Here is a 10190-nt window from a genome sequence, read left to right as displayed (position 1 = left end):
ATATAGATACAGTATTTTTAAAAATATGATTATAATGCTTAATCTTAACTGAATATGTGGAAAATATTTTCATGATAAACCCCCTTTCTTTAGATTATTTTGTCTTTTGATCATTGATGTAGTTTTTTACCTGCTCAAGTGTTCTATCACTTACTGTCGCTACAAAATATGACGGATTCCATAAATGTCCATCCCAAAGTTGTTTTTTAATTTCAGGATGATTTAAAAAAAGCCAACGAGCAGTATTTCCTTTTAAAATTTTAATTGCATCCGACAATCGTAATTGTGGTTTGCAATCTACAAGTAAATGTATATGGTCAGGCATTATTTCCATTGCTATAACATTCATATCTAAAGATTTAAGTGTATCTAACAGATAATTCTTAATATCTGTTTCTATATCACCTATGAATATGGGTTTTCTGTATTTTGTAACCCATACGATATGATATTGTAATGAATATACATATCCTCGACCATGAGTAACATCTTTAGGCATTGAAAAATATATTGTTTTATCCATATTTATATTATACTATATGTTGTAAGTAAATACAACAAAAAACCGCCTAACTCACGACTAAAGTCACGAGTGTGCGGCGGTTAATCATCAAAAATTTTTCCTGCACGTTCATTGCAACAACCTCCTCAAAGTATAAATTATGAAAGTATAAATAGTTAATGTTTAATATTATTATAGCAACTATTGTTCAAAAGTCAATAGTATTAAATAGTAGTTTTTAATATATTTCACATAATGGCTTTTAGTAAATTAATCATTGATATCAAAAGGTTTGCAGACTTTGTATCCGCAAACCTTTTGATTTTTATTTATATTTTCCTGCAATATATTGATTACTAACAACTCTATCTTTCCTTCAACAGCTCAATCACATTATATTTCCTCCATGTATAATAATGATGTAGTCAATAATACTACTTTGTTAATAAGTTTCGTGCAGTCGGTATACCATTTTTGATTGATATCATCTGCAAAAAGGTACTTTGCCCTACAACAATGACGATGATTATATCTATTTTGATGCAATTACCTTTAATGAAATTTATTTTAGCAGACATATCCGCAATATTCCACCACAATGCGACGAACAATCGATTTTTGTGATAAGCGGTAATTGACGGAATGATGCCAGCCTTTACATTGATATAACTCAATGCTAAAATATAGCTACATATAAATATGTTGATAAAAATAGGAGGGAGCATATGGCAAGAACAATAAGTATCGGAAATCAGAGTTTTGAATCAATACGCCAAAAAAATTGTTTTTATATAGACAAATCATCTTTTATAAAAGAATGGTGGGAAAATAATGATATAGTAACGCTCATAACCCGTCCTCGCCGTTTTGGTAAAACATTAAATATGGATATGCTCAAATGTTTTTTCTCAAATGAGTATAAAGACAGAGGAGATTTATTTGAAGGACTTGATATTTGGAAAGATGAAAATTATCATGAAATTCAAGGAACATATCCCGTTATATTTCTTAGCTTTGCCAAAGTTAAACAAAATACTTATGATGGAGCTGTAAAAAAAATCAAAAAAATAATATGTGATGAATTCCAAAAATTCATTTTTTTATTGGACTGCGAAAATCTAACATCACTTGAAAAAACACATTTTAATGAAATAAATTATAAAATGAGTGACGAAACAGCACAGGAAGCCATAGGAGATCTGTCAAATTATCTGAGCCGCTATTATGGCAAAAAAGTTATAATTCTTCTTGATGAATATGACACACCTATGCAGGAGGCATATATAAACGGATACTGGGAAGAACTTGTGGCATTTACAAGAAGTCTGTTCAACTCTACATTTAAGACAAATCCATACCTTGAAAGAGCAATAATGACGGGAATAACTCGTGTATCCAAAGAAAGTATTTTTAGTGACCTTAATAACCTGGTTGTAGTTACAACTACATCAAACCAATATGAAACAGCATTTGGTTTTACGGAAGAAGAAGTATTTAATGCACTTGATGAACAAGGACTTTCAGATAAAAAACAGGAAGTCAAGACATGGTATGATGGATTTATATTTGGAGATAAAAGAGACATTTATAATCCATGGTCGATAATAAATTTGTTAAAGTTTAAAACTTTTAAAACTTATTGGGCGGATTCAAGTTCAAACGGACTTATAAACAATCTTGTTCAGAAAGGCAGTTCATATATAAAAATGATGATGGAAACGCTTCTTAAAGAAGAAACGATAGAAGTTCCAATAGCTGAACAGATAGTATTTTCAGAGCTTGACTATTCGGAGGATGCAGTCTGGAGTCTTATGCTTGCGAGTGGCTATCTTAAAGTAACATCCGCAGAACCACTTTTAGGAAACCGAAGAAAAGCACGCAAGTACACTCTTGCACTAACAAATCTTGAAATCCAATTTATGTTTGAAGATATGATTCTCAGATGGTTTAGTCCTGCAAAGCTGGAAACAAACGAATTTGTAAAAGCACTTATAGGCGGAGATGTAGAGAGTATGAATGAATATATGAATGATGTTGCATTAAAAACATTCAGCTCATTTGACTCAGGAAAACATACATCCGAGAAAAAGGCTCCTGAAAATTTTTTCCATGGTTTTGTATTAGGACTTATGGTAGACCAAACAGATAACTATATCATCACATCAAACAGAGAAAGCGGTTATGGCCGCTATGATATAACGCTTGAACCTATAGATAAAGAAAGCACAAAATATCCGGCAATCGTAATCGAATTTAAAGTGATAAATTCCAAAAAAGAAAACTCACTTGAAGAAACCGTTGCAGCAGCATTAAAGCAGATTGAGGAAAAAAATTATGATACTGAACTTATAAAAAGAGGTGTTAAAAAAGAAAATATCCGGCACTATGGCTTTGCGTTCAAAGGTAAGGAAGTGTTGATTAACGAATAATTACAGGAAACGAAAAGGTTTGCAGACATTATGTCCGCAAACCTTTTCGTTTTTATTTATATTTTCCTGCAATATCAATTCTGGTAAGTGCCTTTTTAAGTGCAAGCTCCGCACGAAGCATATCTACAGCAGGTTCGCCGCTCTTAAGCCTACGCTCTGCTCTTATCTTTGCTTCATTTGCCCTGTTTACATCTATCTCGTCAGGCCACTCGCAGGATTCGGCAAGGATCGTCACCTTGTCTTTTGTGATTTTTACAAATCCATCATGAAGTGCCGCTTCTTTGTTACCGTCTGACTTCTTTATGCGAAGTACACCCGGTTCAAGGATAGCTGTAAGCGGAATGTGTCCGGCAAGTACACCGATCTCACCTTCCGTTGTCTTCATTTCCACCATATCTATGTCTCCGTCAAAGAAAACTCTGGTAGGTGATATAATCTGAAGATTAAACTTCTTTTCAGCCATGATACACCTCCCGAACTATTTAGAATTCATTCTCTCAACAACTTCATCTATAGTTCCTGCATTGAGGAAAAGATTTTCAGGTATATCGTCATGTTTTCCTTCAAGGATTTCCGCAAAACCTCTTATAGTTTCTGCTACAGGTACATATTTACCAGGAAGTCCTGTAAACTGCTCTGCTACATGGAATGGCTGAGAAAGGAATCTCTGAATCTTTCTTGCTCTGTTTACGACAATCTTGTCGTCCTCTGAAAGTTCGTCCATACCGAGGATTGCGATGATATCCTGCAACTCTTTGTATTTCTGTAATATTTCCTGTACGCCGCGGGCAACCTTGTAATGTTCTTCACCGACAATATGCGGATCAAGTATACGCGATGTTGATTCAAGCGGATCTACGGCAGGGTAGATTCCAAGCTCAACTATCGAACGCGAAAGTACCGTTGTGGCATCAAGATGTGTGAATGTGTTTGCCGGAGCCGGATCAGTAAGGTCATCGGCTGGTACATATACCGCCTGAACTGATGTGATAGAACCTTTCTTTGTAGATGTGATACGCTCCTGTAAAGCACCCATCTCCGTCTGAAGTGTAGGCTGATAACCTACGGCACTAGGCATACGGCCAAGAAGCGCTGAAACTTCTGAACCAGCCTGTGTGAAGCGGAAAATGTTGTCGATGAATAAAAGTACATCTTTTCCCGATCTGTCTCGGAAATTTTCTGCCATCGTAAGTCCTGTAAGAGCAACTCTCATACGCGCTCCAGGTGGCTCGTTCATCTGACCGAATACCATTGTTGTCTTGTCGATAACTCCTGACTCGATCATTTCATAATAGAGGTCATTTCCCTCTCTTGTACGCTCTCCTACGCCTGTGAATACTGAATATCCACCATGCTCCTGAGCGATATTTGTGATAAGCTCCTGTATAAGTACAGTCTTACCAACTCCCGCACCACCGAAAAGACCGATTTTTCCACCTTTCTGATATGGGCAGAGAAGGTCAACGACTTTAATTCCTGTCTCAAGAATCTCTGTCTGTGTTGACTGCTCCTCAAAAGCAGGTGCTTTTCTGTGAATAGGGTCATATTCAACACCTTCCGGTGCCGGTTTTTCATCTATAGGATTGCCAAGTACATTGAACATTCGTCCAAGTGTCTTTTCACCGACCGGAACTGATATAGGACCACCGGTAGCAATAGCTTCCATTCCTCGTACCAATCCGTCTGTCGGGCCCATGGCAATACAGCGGACAGTATCATCACCAAGATGCTGTGCTACTTCTACTACAAGTTCCTCTCCGTCTTTGAGCGGAACTTTGATAGCGTCATTGATCTCAGGAAGTTTTCCTTCTGAGAATCTGACATCGAGAACGGCACCGATGATCTGTGTAAGTTTACCTGTATTTAATTCTGCCATCTCTTTTTCCCTTCTTAAGATTTTCTATTTTTATTATCTTTCGGACAATCTCCAACCTTTACTTTTGGATTCTGACCGAAAAGTTTTGCAGTTTTTATTCAGCAATATTCTTAAAACCAGCTATTGATGCCTAGTTTAACCATAAAGATTAAAAGCTAAGGTCAAATCGTGAGCAGGCAATAATTTAAATCAATAATATTGATAAAATTTAAGAAATAGCTGATGCTCCTGCAATAATCTCCGTAAGCTCCTGAGTGATAGAGGCCTGTCTTGCTCTGTTATATTTAAGTGACAGGTCACTTATCATATCCTCCGCATTACTTGTCGCTGAATCCATCGCCTGCATACGCGCACCGTTTTCGCTGGCGTGTGCCTCCACAAGTCCTCCATATATAAGACTGTTTATATATTTTGGAATTATGGCATCAAGTGCTTCCTCAGGTTCAGGCTCATAATTCATAAGCGTGAGTTTGTCTAACGGATTCTGGTCTTCTTCCTGCTCTGATACTATATCTTCCGCATCAATAGGAAGAAGTTTCATAAGCGTTGGAATCTGGACAACTGTATTTTTAAAGATAGTATAGGCAATATATATCTCACCTATCTCTCCCTTGACAAATTTGCCAAGCACATCTTTTCCGATACCTGTCGCGTCACTGTAAAGCGGCTCGTTCATAGCTTCCGAATAATCGCCTGCTATCTCATAGCCCTGACGCATAAGGGTATCTCTGCCCTTTGTTCCAACGGCATATATAAGTGTATCTTCTTTTTTAAAGCGTTCATCATGCGTCACAAGTTTTACTACATTTGAATTGTAACCGCCTGCAAGTCCTCTGTTTGATGTAATAACAATAACAGCCTTTTTGTCTGACTCGCTTTTCTTTAAAAACGGATGTGACAACTGACCTGACCTTGCTATCATATCGGCAACTGTCTCATACATCGTGTCAAAATACGGTTTTGACAGCTCTGCCCCGACTTTCGCCTTTTGAAGTTTTACAGATGATACAAGTTTCATAGCCTTTGTAATCTGCCCTGTACTCTGGACACTTTCCTTACGCCTTTTTATATCTCTCATTGAGGCCATATCATCACACCTCTCTATCTGCCCTTAACGAACTCTGCCTTGAATTTTTCGATTGCCTGAACAAACTTTTCTTCCATCTCTTTTGAAAGTTCACCTGTCTCTTTTATCATATCCGGAACTTCAGGATATTTCTCATCGATGAACTGTAAAAGACCTTTTTCAAAGTCGGCAATATCTTCAAGTTCAATATCTATGAGATATTTATGTGTTGCAGCATAAATACTGATAAATTCATGCTCAACAGACATAGGATTATAGTTGTCCTGCTTTAATACCTCACGAATCCTCTCTCCCTGTGCAAGCTGTGCTTTTGTCTCAGGATCAAGGTCTGAACTAAACTGTGAGAATGCCGCAAGCTCTCGGTACTGAGCAAGCTCGATACGGATAGAACCTGAAATCTTCTTCATGGCTTTTATCTGTGCAGCTCCACCTACTCGTGAAACTGAAAGACCGGCATTTACGGCAGGACGGAAACCTGAGTTGAACATCTCTGTCTCAAGATATATCTGTCCATCTGTTATTGAGATAACATTTGTAGGAATGTATGCTGATACATCGCCCGCCTGTGTCTCAATGATAGGAAGTGCAGTAAGCGAACCTCCTCCAAGCTTGTCTGAAAGACGTGCTGCTCTCTCCAGAAGTCTTGAGTGAAGATAGAATACATCACCCGGATATGCCTCTCGTCCTGGCGGACGCTTCAAGAGCAATGCAAGTGTACGGTATGCTGCTGCGTGTTTTGTAAGGTCATCGTATATTACAAGTACATCCTCACCGTTTTCCATCCATTCCTCACCGATGGCACATCCTGAATATGGTGCAATATACTGTAATGGTGCAAGTTCGCTGGCTGTTGATGCAACTACTGTCGTATAGTCCATCGCACCGAACTCTTCAAGTTTATTTACAAGTGCCGCAACTGTTGATGCTTTCTGACCTATTGCGACATAAATACACTTAACACCCTGTCCCTTCTGATTGATGATAGTATCAATGGCTATCGCTGTCTTACCTGTCTGGCGGTCACCAATGATAAGCTCACGCTGTCCCCTTCCGATAGGAACCATTGAGTCAATCGCCTTGATACCTGTCTGAAGTGGTGTATCTACCGATTTTCTTGAGATAACACCTGATGCAACTCTCTCTATCGGTCTTGTTTTTGTTGTCTTTATCGGACCTTTGCCATCTATAGGCTGTCCGAGAGAATTTACTACTCGTCCGAGCATTTCATCGCCAACCGGCACCTCAACAACTCGTCCTGTAGTCTTTACTATATCGCCTTCGTTGATATTTTTATGGTCACCTAAGAGTACTGCTCCGACATTGTCTTCCTCAAGGTTTAAAACCATGCCGTAAATTTCGTTTGGAAATTCCAGCAATTCGCCCTCCATAGCCTTTGCAAGACCATGAATACGCGTAATACCATCGGCAACCTGTATAACAGTACCCGTATCTGCAACTTCAAATTTGGTACTGTACTGTTTAATCTGTTCTTTGATAACCGAACTGATTTCTTCAGGTTTCAAATTCATGATACTCTCGCACCTTCTTTCGATTTAATTTAGTTTGACAAACGGACTTTTGACAGATCTCTCGCCATAGTCTCTAGTTTTGTCTTTACGCTGCTGTCCACGATCCTGTCACCGATGCGGATAACCATACCGCCTATAAGTGACTTATCTACAATGTACTTAGCAATTATCTTTTTGTACGGTGTAGTTGTAAGCAGCTTGTCTTCAACCGCCTTTTTCTGTGCTTCACTAAGCTCTACGGCGGATTTAATCTCAGCAGTTCCTATTTTTTCTGCTTCATGTACTCTCTCAACAAAATAGTTCAAGATTTCTTCTATCTTTGAAAATCTTCCCTTTTCTACGATAACCGTAAGAAAACCGACCATGTCATCAGACACTTTACCTTTGAAAGCACTCTCTATCATAGCTTTCTTTTCTTCAACGGGAATCCTCGGATAGCCTATTATCTTTATATACTCTTCGTTTTCTTTCAGCACATCAAGTACAGCTTCCACTTCTTCGAGATGGCTTTCAAGTTTACCTTCCTCAGCCGCTACCTCAAAAAATGCGTCACCGTAAGTTTTAGATATCAGCTTAGCCATGTCTCTTCACCCATCTCTTCCAATGTATCTGTGATAAGCTGTGACTGCTTTTCTTCATCCAGAGAAGATGCCACTATCTTTTCAGCCATAACTGTTGCAACAGATATCATTTCTTTCTTAACATCATCCTTAACCTTAGACTTTTCAAGTTCTATGTCATGATTCGCTCTGTCAACAATTCTTGCAGCTTCTGCCTTAGCCTCGTCCACTATCTCATTTTCTCTCTTGACAGCGTTCTTTCTCGTCTGGCTCAAAATCTGTTCTGCTTCTTTATCAACAGCTTTAAGTTTTTCATCATATTCTGCCTTAAATTCAATGGCATCCTGTTTTTCTTTTGCTGCTTTTTCAAGCTGTTCTTTTATATATGCCTGTCTTTTCTCAAGAAGATCCCTTGCAGGATTGAAAAGAAGATATGACAAAAGCAGAAACATCACGAACATTGCAAGTATTGTGATAGCCGAATCCACAAGAAGCTGCGGATCAAGACCAAATATATAATCTCCAAGTCCGTCACCTGCTAAAGCAACCTTTACCAAACCATTCACTTTACAGCCTCCTTTCTATTTTAACTCTTTCTAGTTCTTTCGCTTTCAGCAATAATCTTTCTTGAACTACTATCCAAGAAAAACGCTTCTCGAACCGTCTTTCAAAAACATTATCTACTTTATTAAGCTCAGTCTATTTAAGTTTGCCATAAAGAGGGTTAGCAAATAAGAGAATAAGGGCAACTACGAGTCCATAAAGACCTGTTGTCTCTGCTACCGCCTGTCCTAAAAGCATTGTTGACATGATGTCACCCTTTGCTCCCGGATTGCGTCCTACTGCTGATGCACCATAACCTGCTGCGATACCCTGACCTACACCAGGTCCGATACCTGCGATAACTGCAAGACCTGCACCGATTGCAGAGCCCATTAAAACTAAACCTTCGTTTGTAATATTCATTGTTCTTCCTCCTCAAAATAAATATAATAATTGTTATGCGTCTTCTCCTATCGCATCTGCGACAAAGCACATAGTCAGCATACAGAATACATATGTCTGAATGCATCCAGAGAATACATCAAGATATACATGCAATGCTGCCGGCCATACCAAAGTAAGCACTTTTGGCAACAAACCATAGATAAGTCCCATCATTACTGTACCTGACAGGATGTTTCCGAAAAGTCGGAGAGACATCGATACAGGTGTTGAAAATTCACTGATAAGATTCATTGGGAAAAACAGAACGATTGGTTCAAATAAACCTTTTATCTTGCCCATCTTCTGATACTTGAATCCATTATACTGAATCATCACCCATGTAATAACGGCGAGCGGAAATGTCACACCAAAATCCGCAGTAGGCGGTCTTAAGCCTAATAGACCTGATAAGTTACATGTAAGTATAAATAAGAACAGTGCACTTACATAATTTCTAAACTTTACGGCATTTTTAGCTCCCATTGAGCTTGCAACCATTCCGTCAAGCTTTTCAACTATCAGTTCAACCACATTTAAAAACGGACCGGGCGCTTCCTTGGGATCTGCTTTCTTAATTGCATGGTTCGCAAATAAGGCAAAAATAAGCAGAAATACCATAACTATTATCATTGATATATGCGTCGTTGTAAGGTAGACTTCGTGACCGAGAAACATAAATTTCTTGTCTGTATAACCTCTGATGAAAAAGTCTACTTCACCGCCTGCAAGCAATGCCTTACTGTTTATCCATGACATATTTAAGATGTCACTTCCCACATTCTCATCCTCCTTCTTTATTTTTTATGACTATCGCAGTCATTATAACTATAATTACCGTACACGCTAAGTATGTCTGTACAATAATCGTTACTGACGCACCATAAGTGAGAACAGTAACCAATAACCAACTATAGTCATGAAAATATATTTTTATGTTCAATGCACAAATCAACACCTTTTATGATAAATTCACTCAAGTTTTTCGCACATAATGCTAAATACTTATGCGTTTTATATCATGTTTGCAAATAAACAAAAATAACAAATATACTCTCATCACCATAGTTTTTATATATCAGTCCTCATTCCTGAGCCGCCTGATATGAAATCATGCGATAAAAATTCTTTCTCTTTTCTATTTTTCAAACTCCTCTCATACTATTCCTTATTTCTGCACATGTTTTTTGTGCATATCAAGTTTGTGTCAAGTGTGCGCAGAC

General features: G+C 38.2%; 10 protein-coding genes. 1 reads left to right on the top strand and 9 read right to left on the bottom strand.

Annotation, left to right across the window (positions count from 1 at the left end):
* Positions 1-94: 94 nt before the first annotated feature.
* Positions 95-499, bottom strand: a complete 405-nt coding sequence (gene tnpA, locus KQI69_RS05965) for an IS200/IS605 family transposase (protein ID WP_216564430.1) — start codon at positions 497-499, stop codon at positions 95-97.
* Positions 500-1227: 728 nt separating this feature from the next.
* On the opposite strand from tnpA, the gene KQI69_RS05960 reads away from it, so the two are divergent.
* Positions 1228-2931: an AAA family ATPase gene (locus tag KQI69_RS05960; protein WP_216564427.1), complete on the top strand. Its 1704-nt coding sequence runs from the start codon at positions 1228-1230 to the stop codon at positions 2929-2931.
* Between the two features lie 52 nt (positions 2932-2983).
* Here the strand turns inward: KQI69_RS05960 and atpC are convergent, their stop codons facing one another.
* From atpC to atpB, 8 genes are all read right to left on the bottom strand, one after another.
* Complete coding sequence (gene atpC, locus KQI69_RS05955) at positions 2984-3394, bottom strand: ATP synthase F1 subunit epsilon (protein WP_216564426.1); 411 nt, start codon at positions 3392-3394, stop codon at positions 2984-2986.
* Between the two features lie 15 nt (positions 3395-3409).
* On the bottom strand, positions 3410-4807 hold the full coding sequence (gene atpD, locus KQI69_RS05950) for a F0F1 ATP synthase subunit beta (RefSeq protein ID WP_216564425.1): 1398 nt from the start codon (positions 4805-4807) through the stop codon (positions 3410-3412).
* 208 nt (positions 4808-5015) lie between these two features.
* On the bottom strand, positions 5016-5894 hold the full coding sequence (gene atpG / locus KQI69_RS05945) for an ATP synthase F1 subunit gamma (protein ID WP_216564424.1): 879 nt from the start codon (positions 5892-5894) through the stop codon (positions 5016-5018).
* Positions 5895-5908: 14 nt separating this feature from the next.
* A complete protein-coding gene (gene atpA / locus KQI69_RS05940) occupies positions 5909-7423 on the bottom strand; it encodes a F0F1 ATP synthase subunit alpha (RefSeq protein WP_216564423.1) in 1515 nt (504 codons plus the stop codon).
* A gap of 29 nt (positions 7424-7452) precedes the next feature.
* Entirely contained in the window at positions 7453-8004 is a 552-nt protein-coding gene (locus KQI69_RS05935) for a F0F1 ATP synthase subunit delta (RefSeq protein WP_216564422.1), read from the bottom strand.
* Positions 7992-8549, bottom strand: a complete 558-nt coding sequence (gene atpF, locus KQI69_RS05930; RefSeq protein WP_371818749.1) for a F0F1 ATP synthase subunit B — start codon at positions 8547-8549, stop codon at positions 7992-7994. The genes KQI69_RS05935 and atpF overlap by 13 nt, the downstream gene beginning before the upstream one ends.
* A gap of 133 nt (positions 8550-8682) precedes the next feature.
* Positions 8683-8949, bottom strand: a complete 267-nt coding sequence (atpE, locus tag KQI69_RS05925; RefSeq protein WP_022013168.1) for an ATP synthase F0 subunit C — start codon at positions 8947-8949, stop codon at positions 8683-8685.
* Positions 8950-8982: 33 nt separating this feature from the next.
* Positions 8983-9747: a F0F1 ATP synthase subunit A gene (gene atpB / locus KQI69_RS05920; protein ID WP_371818748.1), complete on the bottom strand. Its 765-nt coding sequence runs from the start codon at positions 9745-9747 to the stop codon at positions 8983-8985.
* Positions 9748-10190 lie beyond the last annotated feature (443 nt).

Origin of the sequence: Eubacterium sp. MSJ-13 (genome assembly GCF_018918235.1) — a bacterium.
Lineage (GTDB): Bacteria > Bacillota > Clostridia > Lachnospirales > Lachnospiraceae > Butyribacter.
The sequence above is the reverse complement of the archived record's forward strand: the minus strand, read 5'-3'. Positions and strand labels throughout refer to the sequence as shown.